This window comes from Xanthomonas albilineans (genome assembly GCF_002939705.1).
Classification (GTDB): domain Bacteria; phylum Pseudomonadota; class Gammaproteobacteria; order Xanthomonadales; family Xanthomonadaceae; genus Xanthomonas_A; species Xanthomonas_A albilineans.
Map to the genome: position 1 here is coordinate 89493 of NZ_MDCB01000001.1, position 17911 is coordinate 107403.

The 17911-nt window shown below is 62.1% G+C and carries 16 protein-coding genes, 2 tRNA genes and 1 other RNA gene; 7 read left to right on the plus strand and 12 right to left on the minus strand.

Going from position 1 to position 17911, the window contains the following annotated elements; genetic code table 11:
* Window positions 1-8 precede the first annotated feature (8 nt).
* The 3 genes from XalbCFBP2523_RS00405 (at window position 9) to XalbCFBP2523_RS00415 (ending at window position 4380) form a co-directional block, all read left to right on the plus strand.
* Complete coding sequence (locus XalbCFBP2523_RS00405; RefSeq protein WP_045765618.1) at window positions 9-3806, plus strand: pilus assembly protein; 3798 nt, start codon at window positions 9-11, stop codon at window positions 3804-3806.
* Window positions 3806-4216, plus strand: a complete 411-nt coding sequence (locus XalbCFBP2523_RS00410) for a type IV pilin protein (RefSeq protein WP_045765619.1) — start codon at window positions 3806-3808, stop codon at window positions 4214-4216. Before XalbCFBP2523_RS00405 ends, XalbCFBP2523_RS00410 begins: the two co-directional genes overlap by 1 nt.
* An 87-nt stretch (window positions 4217-4303) precedes the next feature.
* Window positions 4304-4380: transfer RNA gene (locus XalbCFBP2523_RS00415), tRNA-Asn, on the plus strand.
* Window positions 4381-4730: 350 nt separating this feature from the next.
* Here XalbCFBP2523_RS00415 and XalbCFBP2523_RS00420 read toward each other — a convergent pair.
* The 11 genes from XalbCFBP2523_RS00420 to ccmA form a co-directional block, all read right to left on the minus strand.
* Window positions 4731-4807 (minus strand) — tRNA-Pro (locus tag XalbCFBP2523_RS00420).
* Between the two features lie 346 nt (window positions 4808-5153).
* Window positions 5154-6266: a homoserine O-acetyltransferase MetX gene (gene metX, locus XalbCFBP2523_RS00430; RefSeq protein WP_045765620.1), complete on the minus strand. Its 1113-nt coding sequence runs from the start codon at window positions 6264-6266 to the stop codon at window positions 5154-5156.
* A gap of 231 nt (window positions 6267-6497) precedes the next feature.
* Window positions 6498-7541 carry a tetratricopeptide repeat protein gene (locus tag XalbCFBP2523_RS00435; protein WP_045765621.1) on the minus strand — a complete coding sequence of 348 codons (1044 nt, stop codon included), beginning with the start codon at window positions 7539-7541 and terminating at the stop codon, window positions 6498-6500.
* 4 nt (window positions 7542-7545) lie between these two features.
* Window positions 7546-8001 (minus strand): cytochrome c-type biogenesis protein, encoded by a 456-nt coding sequence (locus tag XalbCFBP2523_RS00440; RefSeq protein ID WP_045765622.1) that lies wholly within the window; start codon window positions 7999-8001, stop codon window positions 7546-7548.
* A complete protein-coding gene (locus XalbCFBP2523_RS00445; protein ID WP_045756809.1) occupies window positions 7998-8600 on the minus strand; it encodes a DsbE family thiol:disulfide interchange protein in 603 nt (200 codons plus the stop codon). Before XalbCFBP2523_RS00445 ends, XalbCFBP2523_RS00440 begins: the two co-directional genes overlap by 4 nt.
* The gene (locus XalbCFBP2523_RS00450) at window positions 8600-10534 is read right to left on the minus strand and encodes a heme lyase CcmF/NrfE family subunit (protein ID WP_045765623.1); all 1935 of its coding nucleotides are present in this window, start codon (window positions 10532-10534) and stop codon (window positions 8600-8602) included. Before XalbCFBP2523_RS00450 ends, XalbCFBP2523_RS00445 begins: the two co-directional genes overlap by 1 nt.
* 189 nt (window positions 10535-10723) lie before the next feature.
* Window positions 10724-10873 carry a hypothetical protein gene (locus tag XalbCFBP2523_RS00455; protein ID WP_196297583.1) on the minus strand — a complete coding sequence of 50 codons (150 nt, stop codon included), beginning with the start codon at window positions 10871-10873 and terminating at the stop codon, window positions 10724-10726.
* Window positions 10870-11046: a heme exporter protein CcmD gene (locus tag XalbCFBP2523_RS00460; protein WP_045765624.1), complete on the minus strand. Its 177-nt coding sequence runs from the start codon at window positions 11044-11046 to the stop codon at window positions 10870-10872. The genes XalbCFBP2523_RS00455 and XalbCFBP2523_RS00460 overlap by 4 nt, the downstream gene beginning before the upstream one ends.
* Complete coding sequence (ccmC, locus tag XalbCFBP2523_RS00465) at window positions 11043-11792, minus strand: heme ABC transporter permease CcmC (protein WP_012915807.1); 750 nt, start codon at window positions 11790-11792, stop codon at window positions 11043-11045. Before ccmC ends, XalbCFBP2523_RS00460 begins: the two co-directional genes overlap by 4 nt.
* A 115-nt stretch (window positions 11793-11907) precedes the next feature.
* Window positions 11908-12603 (minus strand): heme exporter protein CcmB, encoded by a 696-nt coding sequence (gene ccmB, locus XalbCFBP2523_RS00470; protein WP_045765625.1) that lies wholly within the window; start codon window positions 12601-12603, stop codon window positions 11908-11910.
* A complete protein-coding gene (gene ccmA, locus XalbCFBP2523_RS00475) occupies window positions 12600-13247 on the minus strand; it encodes a heme ABC exporter ATP-binding protein CcmA (RefSeq protein WP_012915809.1) in 648 nt (215 codons plus the stop codon). Before ccmA ends, ccmB begins: the two co-directional genes overlap by 4 nt.
* Window positions 13248-13437: 190 nt before the next feature.
* On the opposite strand from ccmA, the gene XalbCFBP2523_RS00480 reads away from it, so the two are divergent.
* The 4 genes from XalbCFBP2523_RS00480 (at window position 13438) to XalbCFBP2523_RS00495 (ending at window position 16507) form a co-directional block, all read left to right on the plus strand.
* Window positions 13438-14586, plus strand: coding sequence for a pyridoxal phosphate-dependent aminotransferase (locus XalbCFBP2523_RS00480; RefSeq protein WP_045765626.1), 1149 nt, complete (start codon window positions 13438-13440; stop codon window positions 14584-14586).
* A gap of 101 nt (window positions 14587-14687) precedes the next feature.
* On the plus strand, window positions 14688-15527 hold the full coding sequence (locus XalbCFBP2523_RS00485; protein ID WP_045765627.1) for an amidohydrolase: 840 nt from the start codon (window positions 14688-14690) through the stop codon (window positions 15525-15527).
* Between the two features lie 90 nt (window positions 15528-15617).
* Window positions 15618-16052 carry a hypothetical protein gene (locus tag XalbCFBP2523_RS00490; protein ID WP_045765628.1) on the plus strand — a complete coding sequence of 145 codons (435 nt, stop codon included), beginning with the start codon at window positions 15618-15620 and terminating at the stop codon, window positions 16050-16052.
* 370 nt (window positions 16053-16422) lie between these two features.
* Window positions 16423-16507, plus strand: a non-coding RNA gene (locus tag XalbCFBP2523_RS00495) — sX9 sRNA.
* A 4-nt stretch (window positions 16508-16511) separates the two neighbouring features.
* Here XalbCFBP2523_RS00495 and XalbCFBP2523_RS00500 read toward each other — a convergent pair.
* Window positions 16512-17765, minus strand: a complete 1254-nt coding sequence (locus tag XalbCFBP2523_RS00500) for an EAL domain-containing protein (RefSeq protein WP_012915813.1) — start codon at window positions 17763-17765, stop codon at window positions 16512-16514.
* Window positions 17766-17911 lie beyond the last annotated feature (146 nt).

Below are 17911 nucleotides of genomic sequence, written 5' to 3' on the forward strand. Positions count from 1 at the left end.
ATCCCTGTATGAGCAATCGAGCAAAGAACGCGATATGCCGGGACTGGCTCCTTGCGGTGGTGGCAGGCGTGTTGATCGGGACCGCCGGTGGCGCTGGCGCGGATGTGGATGTCTCGCAGTCGCCGCTGTATCTGGGGAGCGCGGTGCCGGGAAACCTGGCATTCGTGGCGTCGACCGAATACCCCACCGTCATCAGCAAGGCGAATCTGTCCGACGTCTATTCCCCTACGGTCAAGTTCGTTGGTTATTTCGATTCCAGTAAGTGCTATCAATACCATTACAACGCCAGCGACGAAACGGATCGTTACTTCTATCCTGTCAGCTTGCTGACGGGCAATAGTTATGCTTGCCCAAGTTCTAGCAATCTATGGTCCGGTAATTTTCTGAATTGGGCCGCTACCCAGACCATCGACCCGTTCCGCTCGGCCTTGACCGGTGGTTACCGTTCGCGCGATACCACCACCGAAACCATTCTGGAAAAGGCGATTGCCGATCGGCCGTCGACTGGCGATTTCCCGCGGCGTACGATCAGCAACAATCCGGGGCTTATCGCGGGTGGTACGCCTGCACGCTGGCAGAACTTCAATATGCAGATTGATGGTCTTGGCAACCAAATGTACTTCAGCAACAACACCAACTTCAACAACACCAACTTCAGCATCAGCAACCCTGGCACGCCGATTCCTTACAATCCAAGCGTCCATACGTTGAATGGAGCTAATGTCAATCCCAGGGACGGTACGCCATGCGGGTTTTCTAGGGGGTGCGTCCCGGATTCGACCTTGATCTTCCAGGTGTCGGTTCGGGTCAAGGTCTGCGATGCTAGCAAGGGAATCTCCTACCTAGAGGATAATTGCGTTGCCTATCCGAGTGGTAATTACAAGCCCGAAGGCTTGATTCAGGAGTATTCCAAGCGGGTCCGTTACAGTATCTTCGGCTACAAGGATGTGGACATCCAGCAGGGTTCCGGTGCCGACAGCGGGATCCTGCGTGCTAGGCAGAAGTTCGTTGGTCCCTATACCTACAATCCCGATAAAGGGACGCTTCTCAATGCGGCCAGTGAGTGGGATCCAAGCACCGGCATCATCTACAAAAATCCCGATGCTACCGATGCCGCGAACACGATTGCTGGAGCTTCCAATCCCATCGTCAACAGTGGTGTCATCAATTACCTGAACAAATTCGGCCAGCTCAATACTGGAAAAAACATCAAAAGCTTCGACGATGTCAGCGAGCTTTACTACGCGGCTATCCGTTATTTCAAGAACCAGGGCAACATCGCGGCGTATTCGGCGTTGAGTGGTTCATCGTTGAACATGTATCAGCAGGCTGACGGTTTTCCGGTCATTACCAACTGGGACGATCCTATTGCCTACCGTTGTCAGGTCAATGTGATTTTGGGTATTGGCGATACCAATACCCACTACGATAAGAATCTGCCAGGCAACAATACCAACCTGGCAGGTGAGCCGCCCAAGCCTCCGGAAGTGTCCGCCGACAACACCGTGAACGTGATGACGCGTATGACGCAAATCTGGCAGAAGGAGGGGCTCAGCCCAGCCCAGGCGGCGGCCCGTACAAACAGCGGTCAATTCAACCCTGGAGGATCTGGTAATTCCGCTTTCATCGCGGCGCTCGCCTACGATGCGCATACCAAGGATTTGCGTCCGGACACTGCTAAGAATGGCTTGCCTGGCATGCAGACCCTGTCCACGTATTGGGTGGATGCTGTGGAGTATAATCAATACTACGGGCCAGCCACCAATCAATTCTGGTTGGCGGCGAAATATGGCGGTTTCCAGGTGCCGCAAGGCTACGATCCGGATACCAATCTGGGTCCCTTGCCAGACTCTACATGGTGGGACGGCAGTTCCTACGTCAACGGGGATACCACGTTCAAACAGGCGAACAACTATTACGGCGTTGGTGACGCGAGCAAGATGCTGGCCAGCCTGCGCAATGCGTTCGAGCACATCATCCAGCAAGTCGTAGGCTCCGCCGCATCGCTCGCCAGTAATACAAGCAAGCTGGAATCCGGTGCCAGGGTCTATCAATCCCTGTTTTACAGCGGCACTTGGCGTGGCGATGTGGTTGCCTACGACGTCAATCAAACCACCGGTGCGCTGACCCAGGCGTGGAGCGCGAACGCGAATTTTCCCCTGTGGAGTTCCCGGACGATTAAGTTCGCCAAAGTTGATGGGGTCACTACCAGCATGGCCGACTTTGCCTACGGCAATCTGAGCAACACGCCGCTGGCATCGGCCACGCAAAATCAGATCAATTATCTGCGCGGCGACCGTTCCCAAGAAAAAGGTGGCACTCCTGGTGGTAATCTTCGTGCGCGTACCGGCATCATGGGCGATATCGTCGATTCGCAGCCGGTCTACGTGGCCGCACCCAATCCTCAGCTCTACAGCGCCGCGAAGTTCACCGGCGCCAGCAGCTATGCCGCTTTCGCTGCCAATAATTCCAAGCGCACGCCGATGCTGTACGTAGGCGCCAATGACGGCATGCTGCATGCGTTCGATGCCACGTCAGGTGTCGAGAAGTTCGCTTTCGTGCCGAAAGCGGCGATGACCGGATTGCTGGACTATACCGATCCGAATTACCAGCACCGCTATTATGTCGATGGCGAGCTCACCGTGTCGGATGTCTACACGGTGGCGAATGGCTGGCGCTCTGTCTTGGTCGGTACCATGGGGCGGGGAGGACAGGGCATGTTTGCACTGGATGTGACCGATCCCAATAACATTTCCTTGCTCTGGGATAAGACATCCACGGACATCCCTGCGCTAGGCAACAACCTAGGCAAACCGATCATCGGGCAGCTTGTCGATGGCCAGTGGTACGTGATGCTGGGCAACGGCCCCAATAATAGCGCCGATTCGGCCACTCTGGTGCTGGTCAACGTGTTGACCGGCGCGGCGACGACTATCAACACCAATGCCAAGGGGAGCAATGGCTTGTCGCCGGTGCTGGCGTGGTCTTCCAACAATAATTTCATCATCGACCGAATTTATGCCGGCGATTTGCAAGGCAACATGTGGCGCTTCAGCATGAGCGGCATTACCGGCACGCCGAGTAAATTGTTCAGTGCAACCTACGGGGGCACTGTGCAGCCGATCACCGCGGCCCCGGCTGCGGCGAAGGATCCGGCCACAGGGCTGAGTTGGGTGTTTTTCGGGACCGGCAAGTATCTGTCCACTGCCGATCTGAGCAACAAAGATGTGCAGACTTGGTACGGCCTCATTGATCGTGGCAGTACGATTCCTTCCAGCCGTTCTACGTTGAATCAGGTCAACATCTTGCAGGAGGGTGTGGTCAATGGTTATCCGGTTCGGGTGATCGACGACAAGCCGACTCCTGGCCAGGATGGCTGGTACATGGATCTGCTGTCGCCTCCGGCGCTGCCGAATACCCCGCGGATACCGCAGGGCGAGCGCATGGTGGTCTCCAACTTTTTCCAGGGAACGGCGTTGATCGGCACCACGCGTATTCCCGATTCCGGTGATGTGTGCAGTCCCAGTGGCAAGGGCTTCGTGATGGCGATCAATCCATTTACGGGCGGACGCTTGCCGCAGTCGTTCTTCGATCTGGATGGCAGCGGCGGTTCCGGCAGCGGCGATACACTCAATGGCGTTCCGGTTTCGGGAGTTGGCCTGAACAGTAGTCCCAACAACCCGATCTTCATCGGTAATCAGATGCAGGTCGGCTTGGACAATGGCACTACGACTACCTTTGGCACCAACAGCAGCGCGCTCGGTATGAAGCGCGTATCCTGGCGCGAACTTCAGAGGAAAGATTGATGCGACAGTTTTCTCTACCGGCACGGCGCCGGCAGTCTGGCTTCACCTTGATCGAGCTGATGATCGTGGTGGCGATCGTGGGCATCCTGGCCGGCATTGCCTTCGCCAGCTACCAGTGGTCCATCGTCAAATCGCGTCGTTCGGCGGCGGAGGTCTGTCTGCAGCAGGCGGCTCAGCTGATGGAGCGTTATTACACTGCGAATATGACCTATGTCGGGGCGCCTGCGCCGGCGGCCGCTTGCCCGGACCTGGCGCAGTTCTACAAGATTGATTATGCGAAAGGTCAGCCCGCCGCCACGACTTTCATTCTGAACGCGGTTCCGACAGCGCTTCAGAGCGATGCGACATGCGGCACACTCGGTTTGGATCAGGCCGGCACACGTACTGCGGCGGCGGCGAACTGTTGGTGACCCTCCAGAGTGGTCTCGTGACCCCTTCCTTGTCCGGCCGCCTGCCTCTTGTCAGGCATCGAGCACCTATATACAATTCGGCTCCCCGCCCGAATAGCTCAGCCGGTTAGAGCACTTGACTGTTAATCAGGGGGTCGTTGGTTCGAGTCCAACTTCGGGCGCCATATGATTCAAACAGTTAGGGTCGCGAAAGCGGCCCTTTTTGCTGGCGGACGTAAAATTGGGCGTAAAATTGATGCCCAGACCGGACGGCGGCGCATCTCACAGTTGGCGAGGATGGAAGGGGCGGTGACCCACCCTAAATCCGACTGGTACTCAGAGCGGGAGGACGTCGCAACCTCAAACGTTGCCATGGTTCCAATGGCAATTTGCCGCCTGTAGAGTTCGAGTGCCGCTACGCGTAACCAAGGTCATGAGTGTTTACAGAACCCTGGGCAAGTCGCCGGGAGCAGCGAAAAGGCCCTAAAGTCCCGCATTTCTGCGGCTTTTAGAGCCTTTTCTCTGTTCTATCACTTGGTCGGGGAGACAGGATTCGAACCTGCGACCTCTACGTCCCGAACGTAGCGCTCTACCAGACTGAGCTACACCCCGAAGGAGCCGTACATGATACGGGTGTCACCCGCCCTCGGCAAGATCCTTGGCGAAAATATTCAGTCGCTTGGACTCGTGATCATAAACATGGTCGGCCCCGAATCTAATGCCGTTGAGGATGGTAATGCCGGCATCCCAGGCGGAGCGGGTTGGAAGTAGGTTGGCGCCAGGGAGTGGAAAGAGTGCAAAGCTAACGGTGCGCATTGATGTGGGGGCTGGTGGTGTCGGAAGACGACTGCGGCTATGTCGCCACGGCGTTTGCGTAGTAGCACTGCTGTCAAGGGTGAGGGTGTTGCCATCGGTGGCGATAGCGGCAAGACCGCATTGTGCGATGGAGGCGAGCGATTTACAGCGTGTCCAGGAATTGCCGTAGCGCTGGCCCGAAACGTGCGAAATCGACTAGGAAGGCATCGTGCCCCTGCGGCGAGTCCAGGCCGATGAACTGTGCGTCGGCGCCACCATTGCGCAGGCCTTCGGCGATCTGTTCCTGTTGTTGCACGGGGAACAGGATGTCGGTGTTGGCGCCGATGGCCAGGGCGCGCGCGATGCGGATCGTCGCCAGCCCGGCAAGGATGTCGCCATCGCCGTATTCGGCCAGATCGAACCAGTCCATCGAGCGGCTCAGATACAGGTAGCAGTTGGGGTCGAAGCGGCGCACGAAACGCCGCGCGTGGCCTTCGAGGTAGCTTTCGACTTGGAACTCCAGGCCGAATGGATCCTCATCGGTCTGGTCCGAGTCCAGTCGTACGCGACCGAAGCGGCCGTCCCACTCCAGCGCCGAACGGTAAGTGATCACGCCGAGTTTGCGCGCCATGCGCATGCCCGATTCGGGATAGCGGGTTTCGTCGTAGTCGCCGCCGTTCCATTTCGGGTCCAGGCGGATCGCTTCGCGTTGCAATGAGCGGATCGCGATCGAGAACGGCAGCGCCTGCGCGCTACCAGAAATGTTGAGATGGCTGCGCGCCAGTCCGGGATGCTGGCGCAACAGCGCCAATGCGGTCATGCCGCCCATGGAATTACCGATCAGGCAGGCCAGTTGCGCGATGCCCAGCGCACGCACCACGTGCGCGGCGGCGGCGGCGCCGTCTTCGATCGATAACTCCGGAAAGCGCAAGCGGTACGGCTGGCCATCGTCCGGATGCGGCGATGCCGGACCGGTCGAGCCTTTGCAACTGCCCAATGCGTTCATGCAGATCACGAACCAGCGTTGCGTATCGATCGGTTTACCGGGGCCAAGCATGTGTTCCCACCAGCCCGGTGTGGGATCGTCGGCGTGCGCGGCGGCATGCGCGTCCGGCGACAGCCCGGTGACGATCAGGATCGCGTTGCCGCGGTCTGCCGCCAGCGTGCCCCAGGTTTCGTAAGCCACGCGCGCGTCGCGCAAGTAGCCGCCGCGTTTCATCGGGAACGGCGAGGGCAGGGCGAGAAAGCGGCTACCGGGCGGGATGAATTCGGTCATGCGCCGATTCTAGAGCGTGTGCTGCACGTTAGCGGTATAGGGAAGTGTCGCGTCGTTAGTGCGATAGCGGCGTTGTGTACGAAATCCGATTGCGCGTTCCTCAGTGATACGGCGTGCGTGGTCGCCGTATCGATAGCGGGTCTGTACCGACATCGCAGGCGTTGGCCGTGCTTGCGTCGCGCATGTGACCTGTCCTGGCATGGGGAGGTGTGTGTCGATGCGAAGTTTGCTTCAGTGCTTGCCGATTCTCAGTTGCACCGGCGCGCTGGTCGGCAGCGTCACTATCACCGCTGCCGATTCCATGTCGCCGTCCTGACGTTTCGCATCGCCGCTGGCCGATAGCCGCGCGACTACTTCGACTTGCCGTAGTTGCGACAACGTCTGCGTCGGCATCGGACGGTCCGCATCGCTGAGCGTGACCCGCAACGGCAACGCTCCCAGCGGTTGTTTTTGCACCGCGACCGGCATCGGGGAGCCACCGGGCACGCGTGCGATCACGAAGAGACTGGCATCCTTGCGTAGACGCATGCTTGCGGCGACATCCGGCTCCACCGAGACAACCACAGTCAGTGTCGCGGCGGCGGGCGTTGTACTGCCGGTTACGCGCTTGGTGCCGGCGATCGCCGTTGTCGGCAATGCCGGTAGGCCGGCGGCGGCACGGGCGGTATCGATCTGCGGGCGCAAGGCCTCGGCGGTTTCAGCATCCACGCGCGGCAGCAACGTTTGCCAGGTGGCGGCAGCGGCGCCATTTTGGCCGCGTTGGCGTTGCGCGATCCCCAGGAACCAGGCTGCGCGTTCGCTGTTCGGTGCGACCTGCAACGCCTTTTGTAGCCAGGCGAGCGCCTTGTCGTCGAAACGGCGCTGCGGGTCGGCGAGCGCACGCGCCTGGGCGGCTTCGATCAGGATTGGTGCCTGATCCGGTGCCAGGCTTACTGCCCGGGCGAAGGCGGCGGCGGCCTCGGCATGGCGTCCCAGCGCGCGCTGACTGCGGCCCAACAACGCCCAGCCGTCGGCGCGCGCGGGGTCTTTACGCAATGCCGTCTGCAATTGCGCGATGCCTTCCTCCAGTGTGCGCGGTGCCTGGCGTTGTTGCGCCTGCAACGCCTTTGGCGTGCCGATCAGGGCGTATAGCGCAGCGGTCGCCGCACTCAGCGCTAGTACCGCCACCGCGAGCAGTGCGCGACTGCGGCGATCACCGCGCAGCGGCCACAGCACCGCCGCGAACACCAATGCTGCCAGTACCACGGCGATACTGGACATCTGCCAACTCAGCATCGCCTCACCACTCCTGTTGATCTTGCAGTGGCGCGGCGTTCGCGGCTGTGGTGCGTCGACGCACCAGTCGGGCCAGCAGCAGCGTACCAGCGCCGAGCAGCGTCAGTGGCCCGAACCACAGCAGCCAGGTTCGCGCTTCGAGTTGTGGCCGATAGAGCACGAACTCGCCATAGCGGGCGACCAGGAACTGCTTGATCTGCGCGTCGGAGCGGCCCTGCTGCATCAGCTCCAGCACTTCGCGGCGCAGATCCATGGCGATCTGCGCATGCGAATCGGCCAGCGATTGGTTCTGGCATTGCACGCAGCGCAACTCGGCGGTCAATGCATGGAAGCGCGCTTCCTCGGCGGCGGAGCGGTAGGCCAGCGGGGTCGGGTCGGAGACCGGCGCGGCGCCGGCCAGCGTGGACCACGCCAACAGCACCAGCAGTCCACACCGCAACGCGCGCCGGCGGCGGTTCATTGGCCGGCCTGGCCTGACGTCGCTGCGGGAGCCGCGCGTTCGGCTTGGTGCAGCGCCGGCAGCAGTTCGTTCTGGATGATGGGCTCGGTCAGTGGCCCGGCATGCTTCCAGCGCACCACGCCGTGCGCGTCGACCAGGAAGGTCTCCGGCGCTGCGGCCACGCCCCAATCGATCGCGGTGCGGCCATCGGGATCGAACAGCACCGCCAGGAATGGGTTGCCCAACTGCTCCAGCCAGTGCAGGGCATCGTCGCGCGTGTCTTTCCAGTCGTAGCCGATCACGCGTACGCGCTTGCTCAGGGCGAAGTGGGTCAGGATCGGGTGTTCTTCGCGGCAGGACGGGCACCAACTGCCCCAGACGTTGAGCACATAGGGCGCGCCGAGCAAGTCGCGGCTGTGCACGCGCACCGTGGCGTCGTGCAACAAGGGCAGCGTGAACGTTGGCGCGGGCTTGCCGATCAGCGTCGATGGCAGTGCATCCCGATCGGCGCTGCCGGAATGCTTGACCGCGTAGAGCAGCAGCGCCAGCAGGCAGAGGCAGCACAGTGCGCCGAGCAGGATGGCAGGTAGGGGCAGGCGAGGTGAGGTGGGATTAGACATCATGGGGTCTCCGGAGAACGACGCAAGCGCCGGTCGGCTGCGCTGACGAAACCACCCAGCGCCATCAGTGCCGCGCCGAGCCAGATCCAGCGCACGAAGGGTTTGATTTGCAGGCGTATCGCCCAGGCGTTACCGCCTAATGGTTCGCCCAGTGAAACGTAGATGTCGCCATACAGACCGGCGTGGATGCCGGCTTCGGTCATGGCCTGGCCGCCACTGGCATACAAGCGCTTTTCGGGAAACAGTTGGGTCAGTGGGCGGTCGTCGTGCAGCACCTGCACGTGGGCGCGTTCGGCCACGTAGTTCGGTCCGCGATGCTGGTCAAGATCTTGAAGTTCGAAGCGGTAACGGCCCATCTCCAGGTGCTGCCCAGGCGCTAACGCCACTTCGCGCTGTTGCTCCAGCGCTTCCACCAGCAACGCGCCGATCAGGAACACCGCGATACCGCCATGGGCCAGGGTCATGCCCAGCATTTCAGCGGTGAAGCGGCTGCCTTTGAGCTGGATCCGACTCCATACGAAGCGTGCGGTGCCAAGCAGCACCCAGGCCGCCGCGGCGATACCGACGCCGGTTTTCCATGGACCTTGCGGTGCCAGGAAGAAGCCGAGCGTCCCGGCCAACAGTGCCAGCCCTGCCCACGGCGCCAGCAGCGCCAGCGGTCGCGCTGCTTGTTCGCGCTGCCAGCGGGTCAGCGGCCCGAATGGCAGCAGGGCGACCAGCGGTGCCATCAGCACCACGAACAGCGTGCCGAAATAGGGCGGCCCAACCGAGAGCTTGCCCAGGCCCAGCGCATCGGCCAGCAATGGATACAGCGTGCCCAGTAGTACCATCGCGCAGGCGCAGGTCAGTAGCAGGTTGTTGATCAGCAGCAGGGTCTCGCGCGAGGCAGCGGCGAACGCTTGTCGCGCAGTGTCTGTGGCTGTTCCCAAATGGCCGCCGCGCAGTGCGTACAGCAGCAGCGCGCCACCGCACAGCAGACTCAGGAAGACCAGGATGAACAGACCACGGGCCGGATCGGCGGCGAACGAATGCACGCTGGTCAGTACCCCCGAGCGCACCAGAAACGTCCCCAGCAGCGATAGCGAGAACGTGGCGATCGCCAGCAGCAATGTCCACGCGGCGAAGCTGCCGCGCTTTTCGGTGATGGCCTGCGAATGCAACAATGCCGCGCCGGTCAACCATGGCATGAAGCTGGCGTTCTCCACCGGATCCCAGAACCACCAGCCGCCCCAGCCCAATTCGTCATACGCCCACCAACTGCCCAGGGCGATGCCGATGGTCAAAAATCCCCAGGCCACATTGGTCCAAGGTCGCGTCCAACGTAGCCAGCGCGCATCCACTTGCCCATCCAGCAACGCGGCCACGGCGAACGCGAACGGCACCGCGAAACCGACGTAGCCGGTGTACAGCAGCGGTGGATGGATCACCAGCCCAGGATCTTGCAGCAGCGGATTGAGATCGTGTCCTTCCAGCGGTGCCGGCAACAGTCGCGCGAATGGATTGGACGTGAACAGCAGGAAGGCCAGGAAACCCGTGCTCACCAATGCCAGCGTGCCGATCACCCGCGCCACCACGCTGGCAGGCAGGCGCCGCGAAGACAGCGCCACGGCCGCGGTCCACAGCGCAAGAATTAGCGTCCACAGCAGCAAGGATCCTTCGTGCGCCCCCCACACCGCCGAGTAACGGTATACCAGCGGCAGCAGCGCGTTGGAATTGTCGGCCACGTAGGCCACCGAGAAGTCCCCGGTCACGAAGGCACACGTGAGCAACGCGAAGGCGCCAGCGACCAGGAGCAATTGCGCGTATGCCGCAGGACGTGCCACTGCCATCCAGCGTGCGTCCCCGCGTTGCGCCCCGGCCAGCGGCACCACGGCCTGCAGCACGGCGGTGAACAAGGCGAGGATCAGCAGGAGTTGGCCCAGTTCAGGCAGCATGGTGCGAGTCCCGCAGTTCGGGATCCCTGAACCAATCAGCCGGGACAGGCGAATCGGAATCCGTGGCCCAGGTAGAGCAAAAGTGGACGGTGCCAAGGAAGATGTCTGGATGCGCGAGCGCGTAGCAGGTGGCGCACAGTCGCTTTGCCTGATCCCTGGGCACCGATAACCAGTGCCGGAGCGATGTCATCACCGCCTCGCTCCCACATCATGTTTGCGATGCGCTTGGTCCATGTTCTCCGCCAGTTCCCTCGGCATATAGGTTTTGTCGTGCTTGGCCGGCACTTCCTCGGCGACGAACGCGCCATCGTGCATCGGCCGCCTGCGTTGCGGATTCATCGGCTCAGATCCTGTGGGGCCGCTGGTTCGGTCTTGGTCTGGCGTTTGCGCTGCGCGCGCAGTCGTGCCGCACGCAGGGCACTGCGCAGTTGCACGCGTGCCAGCACGAAGTCGGCCAGCAAGACGCCAGCGAACACCGCGTAGGCGCCGGCCACGTAAGGTAAATAGTTCATCCGCGCGCCTCCGCCCGTTGCGCGGCCCAGTCCTTGCCGGCTTCGCGGCGCAGATTGTCGGCGCGTGCCCGTGTCAGTAACGCGCCGGCGAACCAGAACTTGGTCGCCGCGACCATCCACCACAACGGCGGCAGCATGCTCGCGTCCATGCTGGATTGGCCGAACAGACGGATGGTTTGGCCCTGGTGCAGCGAGTTCCACCACACCACCGAGTAGCGGATCACCGGCAGCAACACCACCCCGACGATCGCCAGTAGCCCGGCGGCACGCGCGGCGATGCGCCTGTCCTCGATCGCCCGGTATAGGCCCATCACTCCGATGTACAGGAACAGCAGGATCAGTTCGCTGGTCAGGCGTGGATCCCAATCCCACCATGCGCCCCACATCGGCCGTCCCCAGATGCTGCCGGTCAGCAGGGTGATCAAGGTGAAGGCGGCGCCGATGGGGGCGCAGGCCATTGCCAGGATCTCGCAGAGTTTGATCCGCCACACCTGCGCGATCGCCGCATATAGGGCCATCAGCGCGAACACGAACAAACTCATCCAGGCGCAGGGCACATGAATGTAAAGGATGCGAAAGGCGTCGCTCTGCAAGCGGTCGGCGGGCACCACGAACAGCGCCTGCCAGATGCCCGCGCCGGCCATTACCAACGAAAGCAGGTAACACCACGGCGCCCAGCGCGCGGCGAGGCGATCGAAAACGGGCGGCGAACCGAGTTGGTGGAACCAGCGGACGAGGGAGGCCATGCGGTCGATTTTAGCGGGTGGAAGGCGGGCGTCGATGCGGCGATAGCGATGCGATACGACAACGTCATCGCTGCATGGTACGGCCCATGCCGCGTCGACGCTGCGCCAACGGCGCTCAGCTCAGCGCGATACGGATTGCCGCCGCCGCCGCCAGCGGGGCCAGTACCAGGCCCAGCACCAGTCCCGCCGCCAGCAATAGCAAGCCGCCGCCAGGATCCAGTCCCTGTGCCGCCGCTGCCACACTGCCGGCGCCGAACACCAGCACCGGCACGTACAGCGGCAGCGCCAGCAGCGCGACCAGGATGCCGGCACGCTGCATGCTCACCGTCAACGCGGCCACGACTGCGCCGATGAGGCTGAGCAGCGGGGTTCCCAGCGCCAACGATGCCAGCAGCGTCGGCATGCGGTCATGCGGTAGGTGCAGCAATTCGCCCAGCAAGGGCGTCGCCACGATCAGCGGTAAGGCGGTGGTCGTCCAGTGCACCAGCACCCGTACCAGCACCAGCCAGGCCAACGGGGCCGGCGCCAATAACCATTGCTCCAGCGAGCCGTCCTCGGCGTCACTGCGAAACAGGCTGTCCAATGCCAGCAGCCCGGCCAGCAGCACGGCCAGCCATAGTGCGGCGGCGGCGACATCGCCGAGCAGGCGTGGCTGGTTGCCCAATGCCAGCGCGAACAGGATCACAATCAGCAGGGCCAACAGCACGGGCTGCAGTGCATCGCCGCGGCGGCGCCATAGCAGGCGCAGGTCGCGCAGCAGCAATGCGTGGGTGGCTTGCAACAGGCCAGGGACGGGCGCTGCCGGGCTCATGCGTCCACTCCGCTCAACTGCAGCAGGCGGGTGCGCACCGGCGGCGCGGCGTAGGCACCATGGGTCGTGACCAAGGCGGCGCCACCGCTGCGTAGGTGTGCGGCGATCATGCGGTTGACCAGGTTGATGCCGTCCAGGTCGAGATTGGCGTAGGGCTCGTCGAGCAGCCAGAGCGGTGCTGGCGACAACCACATCCGCGCGAGCGCCAAGCGTTTTTTTTGTCCTGCGGAAAGCTGCCGCACCAGCGTGTCCTCGTAGCCGGCCAGGCCGACGATGGCCAATGCACTGCCAGGCATCTGCTTGGCGCGGCGGCCCTGCAGGCCACACACGTAATGTAGATTTTCCAGAGTGCTCAGGTCCGCCTTCAATGCTCCCAGGTGACCGAGGTAGGCCATGAAGCGGGCGCGGTCGCCGCGTCGCACCGGGTGGCCGTCGATCTCGATGCGTCCGGCCTCGGCGCGCAGCAGGCCCACCAGCACGCGCAACAGCGTGGTCTTGCCGGCGCCGTTGTCGCCTTGTACCAGCAGCGCTTCGCCTGCATCCAGGCGGAAGTCCAGCGGGCCGAACACGGCCGCATCATCGCGGGCGAAGGTGAGCCCGTGCGCAGCCAACAGCGGTGGCGAAGCATGCAGCGGATCGGTCATCGGCGAAGAACCGCGACGGATGGCGCGGCGGCGGGCTTGGCAAGAGAAGATGCATTGTAAGAGATACGGACGTCCGGCGGATGTCGGCGGGCGTGCGCGGTGACACTGTTTTACGCAGCCGTGGCGCATCGCCGGCAAGCGGCATTGCGTACACTGGGTGCTTCCCCCCCCCACTGCCGCATCTTTACCTATGCACCTGCAGACCAAGCTGCCCAAGGTGGGCACCACCATCTTCACCGTCATGTCGCAATTGGCTGCTGAGCATGACGCGGTGAACCTGGGTCAAGGGTTTCCCGACTTCCCGGCCCCGGCGCGCCTGATCGACGCACTGGCCCAGGCGGCGCGCGAGGGTCACAACCAGTACCCGCCGATGACCGGTGTGCCGGTGCTGCGTCAGGCCATCGCCGAGAAGGCGCTGCGTTGCTACGGCGCCCAGGTCGATCCGGACACGGAGGTCACCGTGACCAGTGGTGCCACCGAGGCATTGTTCAACGCCATCCATGCTGTCGTGCGTCCAGGCGATGAGGTGATCGTGCTCGATCCAGCTTACGACTGCTACGAGCCGGCGATCGATCTGGCCGGCGCGTGCGCGGTACATGTGTCGCTGGATCCGCACAGTTTCGCGGTGGACTGGGAACAAGTGCGTGCGGCGATCACGCCGCGGACGCGGCTGCTGATGATCAATAGCCCGCATAATCCCTCCGGCGCAATGCTCGGTGCCGAGGATCTACAGGCGGTCGCCGAGCTGTTGCGCGGTCGCGACATCTTCCTGATTTCCGACGAGGTCTACGAGCACATCGTGTTCGATGGCCGCCGTCATGAATCGGTGCTGCGCTGGCCGGAACTGCGCGAACGCGCGTTTGTGATCTCCAGCTTCGGCAAGACCTATCACTGCACCGGCTGGAAGATCGGCTACGCGATCGCGCCGCCGGCGCTCAGCGTCGAGTTCCGTAAGCTCCACCAGTACAATACGTTCACCAGCTTCGGCCCGGCGCAGCATGCTTTCGCTACGATGATTCGCCAACAGCCCGAGCATGACGAGCAACTCGGTGCGTTCTACCAGGCCAAGCGCGACCGCTTCGGCGAACAATTGCGGGGGACTCGGCTCAAGCCGCTGCCGGTGCCGGGCGGTTACTTCCAACTGGTCGATTATTCGGCGGTCAGCGATCTGCCCGACACCGAGTTCGTGAAGTGGCTGACGATCGAGAAAGGAGTGGCGGCGATCCCGCTGTCGCCGTTCTACCAGATCCCGCCGCACGGCCAGCGTTTGGCGCGGCTGTGCTTTGCCAAGAACGCGGCCACGCTGGACACGGCGATCGAGCGTTTGCTGCGGCTCTGATGCATTGCCGTGACCCGGGACTCGGCAGAGTTAAGAGCAGCCGATCTCGCAGTTGATTTTCCGGATCCCGGGTCTGGATCCTTCACTACTCCGGACATCCCATGCCCCCAACGCACGACCTCCGCATTTCTCTCGTCCAAGGCGACACGCGCTGGCACGATCCTGCTGGCAATCGCGCGCATTATGCCGAACTGCTGGCGCCGCTGGCCGGCCTTACCGATCTGGTCATTCTGCCGGAGACCTTCACCAGCGGTTTCTCCAACGACGCCCTGGAGCAGGCCGAAGACATGCAGGGGCCGACGGTGGCGTGGGTGCGCGCGCAGGCGATGCGATTGAATGCGGCGGTGACCGGTAGCGTGCAACTGCGCGTATCCGATGCGCACGGCGATAGCCGGGTCTTCAACCGATTGCTGTGGGCCACGCCCGATGGCGCATTGCAGCACTACGACAAACGCCATCTGTTCCGCTACGGCAACGAACATCTGCGCTATGCCGCCGGGCGCGAGCGCCTATGCGTGGAATGGAAGGGCTGGCGGATCAATCCGCAGGTCTGCTACGACCTGCGTTTTCCTGTGTTCTGTCGCAACCGCTACGACGTCGAACGTCCGGGGCAGCTGGATTTCGACCTGCAATTGTTCGTCGCCAACTGGCCATCGGCCCGTGCCTATGCCTGGCGGACGCTGCTGCGCGCACGGGCGATCGAGAACCTGTGCTTCGTGGCGGCGGTCAACCGCGTCGGTGTGGATGGCAACGACCTGCATTACGCTGGCGACAGCGCGGTGATCGATTTCCTCGGTCAGCCGCAGTTGGAAATTCGCGAACGCGAGCAGGTCGCGACCACGACCATCTCCGCGACGGCATTGGTGGCGCATCGTACACGCTTCCCGGCGATGCTCGATGCCGATGCCTTTGTCCTTGGCGCACCCAATGCCGATGCCTGAACGGCGTCGTGACGGCGACGGCGGCACACACACCGCCTAGTCGGAGGCGCTGCTAGGCTCGCCCCCATATGATCCCAACGGAGCGTTGCCATGACCAAATTGCTTACGATTGCCGCGCTGCTTGTCGGTATCGCATTTATGCCGCAGGCGCATGCCGCCGGTAACATCGACTGCGAGTTGCATTTCAACTTGTCCGGTTGGTCGCTGTTGTACAAGAGCGCTAAAGGCAACGGCACCATCACCTGCGACAACGGTGCCAGCATCCCGGTCAAGATCAGCGTTAAGGGCGGCGGCCTGAGCGTGGGTAAATCCAAGATCGTCAATGGCCGTGGTCGTTTTACCGGCGCTTATTCACTCAATGATCTGTTGGGCACCTATGCGTCGGCAGAAGCGCATGCTGGTGTGGTGAAGTCGTCCGATGCCCAGGTGATGACCAAGGGCGACATCTCGTTGGCGCTGGCCGGTACCGGTAAGGGCTTTGATCTGGGCTTGGACGTCGCTGGTTTCACCATCGAACGCCGCTGACTGGCGCGCACTACATCCTAGCCGTCTCGCCCTGTAAGCAAGTGCGGGCGAGACGGCTACGGCAAGCGACTGGCAGGTGCACGGGTCCTCCCAGGGCAATTTCAACGGATTTCGTCTCGATCATTTTTTTGTTTCGCTCAAGCGCCGGCCGTATCGTCATCGTGTCAGGTTGTCGTCGCGGCGAACACGCCCTGTCGTAGGCGAAAGTGGTTAGAGCAAGGGGAGCGACAGCAGCGTCTTACACGGGTTGGCCGACTTGTGCAGTCAAGGGAGCGTGTTCGGCGCCTTGATTGTCCCGCTGCTAAGAGTGGCTAACAAAACTACTGCGCTGCGGCCGGGTGGGTAGGGGCGGGCAGTGCTCGGAATCCTCATGTACCGCATGAACCGTCTATATACTGCGGTTCCTGCGCGCTGTCCGTGCCCACCCGACAGCGACTCGCGACGTTTTGTTAGCCACTCTTAGTGGGCGTTGCTAGTGCGTTGCCCGAAGATGTTCTGCTGGGAGTTGGCAAGATCTTGGAACTGTGCGATGGGCAATGGCCGGCTGAAGTAGTAGCCCTGGCCGATGTCGCATTTGATGCTGCGCATTCGCATCAGGTCTTCTTCGGTTTCGATGCCTGCGGCAACCACGCGCATGCCTAATCCATGCGCCAATTGCACCATCGTCTCTAGCATATCGAATACGTGACGGGTCAGCCGTGAGCGCCAAACCATTCGTCGGTCGATTTTCAGGAGATTGAACGGCGCGGTGCACAGACGGTTGAGTGAGAACGCACCGGTACCGAAATCGTCGATGACGCAATCGATGCCGTTCAGGCGCCAATGCGCCACCGCGCCAGCGATGATGGTGTTGTTGTTGCTTGTGCTGCCGCTCTCTGTCACCTCGATCGCGAATTGGCTACTGCTGCCGCCAGAGTGTTTGAGTCGTTGCACGACGTTGTCCGCCCAGGTCGCTGAGACGATATCCCTGGCGGAGATGTTGATCGACAGCTTGAGTGGTGGCGTTCCAGTCAGCGATTGGCTGACGCTGGCAACCGTGTCGATGAATTGGTCGATCAGTTCCCAGCCAAGGTTGCACTCTTCCAGAGTGGTCAGAAAGCGGTCCGGGCTCATTACGCCCAGTGTTGGGTGGTGCCACCGCACGAGGGCTTCCGCGCCGACCATGGTGCCGGTGGTCAGGCAGTAGTTTGGCTGAAAGAAGGCGGCGATCTCGCCGGCGCGATAGGCGCGAAACACCTCGTTGGCGCCAATGAGTGCGGCAGGGTCCTCGATCACCTGGCCATTCGCATCGGCAGTGATCGGTGTCGCCGCCCGGTAAAGCATGTCGGTGAAATCGAACAGGCGCAGGGGTTCTCCAGCGAAGATCACCTGCATCGCTCTGCTGTCGCGTTGTCTCGCATACTCATAGATCGCGCTCTGGATACGCATGTCCGTCAAGCCGCTCACGATCAGGTGGCCGCTGTAGCGTATCTGGGTCAGGGCATCCACCAATTGCAGGATCGACGCGCCTGGCAGACGCGCGGAAGCGACCAGTAGGTCGAACGATGTCGTGCGGATCTGCTCGAATAGTGCTCCGCTATCGGTGGCGCTATAGATGTGCGTTGCGCCGAGACGCTGCAAAAGCTTGCTCACATAGCTACCTTGCAACTCGTTTTCGTAAGCGACGATAGCATTCTTTATGCTGATAAAAGGAATATGCGCTGTGCTGTTCATGGCTGATCCGGTCGAAGCTGCTGGCAACGGTGTGCGATTGCATAATCGATACACTCGATGCGTCCCAGCATGCGCGCGTGCCAGCCCCGGCACGATGGCGTGGGGCCCAGCTATCCATAGGCTGTTGCCTAAAACGCCTAGGCTCG

Excerpts from the sequence above, each read along its gene's own strand:
- XalbCFBP2523_RS00405 (WP_045765618.1), top strand. The coding sequence starts at position 9 with ATGAGCAATCGAGCAAAGAACGCGATATGCCGGGACTGGCTCCTTGCG.
- XalbCFBP2523_RS00410 (WP_045765619.1), top strand. The coding sequence starts at position 3,806 with ATGCGACAGTTTTCTCTACCGGCACGGCGCCGGCAGTCTGGCTTCACC.
- metX (WP_045765620.1), bottom strand. The coding sequence starts at position 6,266 with ATGACCGAATTCATCCCGCCCGGTAGCCGCTTTCTCGCCCTGCCCTCG.
- XalbCFBP2523_RS00435 (WP_045765621.1), bottom strand. The coding sequence starts at position 7,541 with ATGCTGAGTTGGCAGATGTCCAGTATCGCCGTGGTACTGGCAGCATTG.
- XalbCFBP2523_RS00440 (WP_045765622.1), bottom strand. The coding sequence starts at position 8,001 with ATGAACCGCCGCCGGCGCGCGTTGCGGTGTGGACTGCTGGTGCTGTTG.
- XalbCFBP2523_RS00445 (WP_045756809.1), bottom strand. The coding sequence starts at position 8,600 with ATGTCTAATCCCACCTCACCTCGCCTGCCCCTACCTGCCATCCTGCTC.
- XalbCFBP2523_RS00450 (WP_045765623.1), bottom strand. The coding sequence starts at position 10,534 with ATGCTGCCTGAACTGGGCCAACTCCTGCTGATCCTCGCCTTGTTCACC.
- XalbCFBP2523_RS00455 (WP_196297583.1), bottom strand. The coding sequence starts at position 10,873 with ATGAATCCGCAACGCAGGCGGCCGATGCACGATGGCGCGTTCGTCGCC.
- XalbCFBP2523_RS00460 (WP_045765624.1), bottom strand. The coding sequence starts at position 11,046 with ATGAACTATTTACCTTACGTGGCCGGCGCCTACGCGGTGTTCGCTGGC.
- ccmC (WP_012915807.1), bottom strand. The coding sequence starts at position 11,792 with ATGGCCTCCCTCGTCCGCTGGTTCCACCAACTCGGTTCGCCGCCCGTT.
- ccmB (WP_045765625.1), bottom strand. The coding sequence starts at position 12,603 with ATGAGCCCGGCAGCGCCCGTCCCTGGCCTGTTGCAAGCCACCCACGCA.
- ccmA (WP_012915809.1), bottom strand. The coding sequence starts at position 13,247 with ATGACCGATCCGCTGCATGCTTCGCCACCGCTGTTGGCTGCGCACGGG.
- XalbCFBP2523_RS00480 (WP_045765626.1), top strand. The coding sequence starts at position 13,438 with ATGCACCTGCAGACCAAGCTGCCCAAGGTGGGCACCACCATCTTCACC.
- XalbCFBP2523_RS00485 (WP_045765627.1), top strand. The coding sequence starts at position 14,688 with ATGCCCCCAACGCACGACCTCCGCATTTCTCTCGTCCAAGGCGACACG.
- XalbCFBP2523_RS00490 (WP_045765628.1), top strand. The coding sequence starts at position 15,618 with ATGACCAAATTGCTTACGATTGCCGCGCTGCTTGTCGGTATCGCATTT.
- XalbCFBP2523_RS00500 (WP_012915813.1), bottom strand. The coding sequence starts at position 17,765 with ATGAACAGCACAGCGCATATTCCTTTTATCAGCATAAAGAATGCTATC.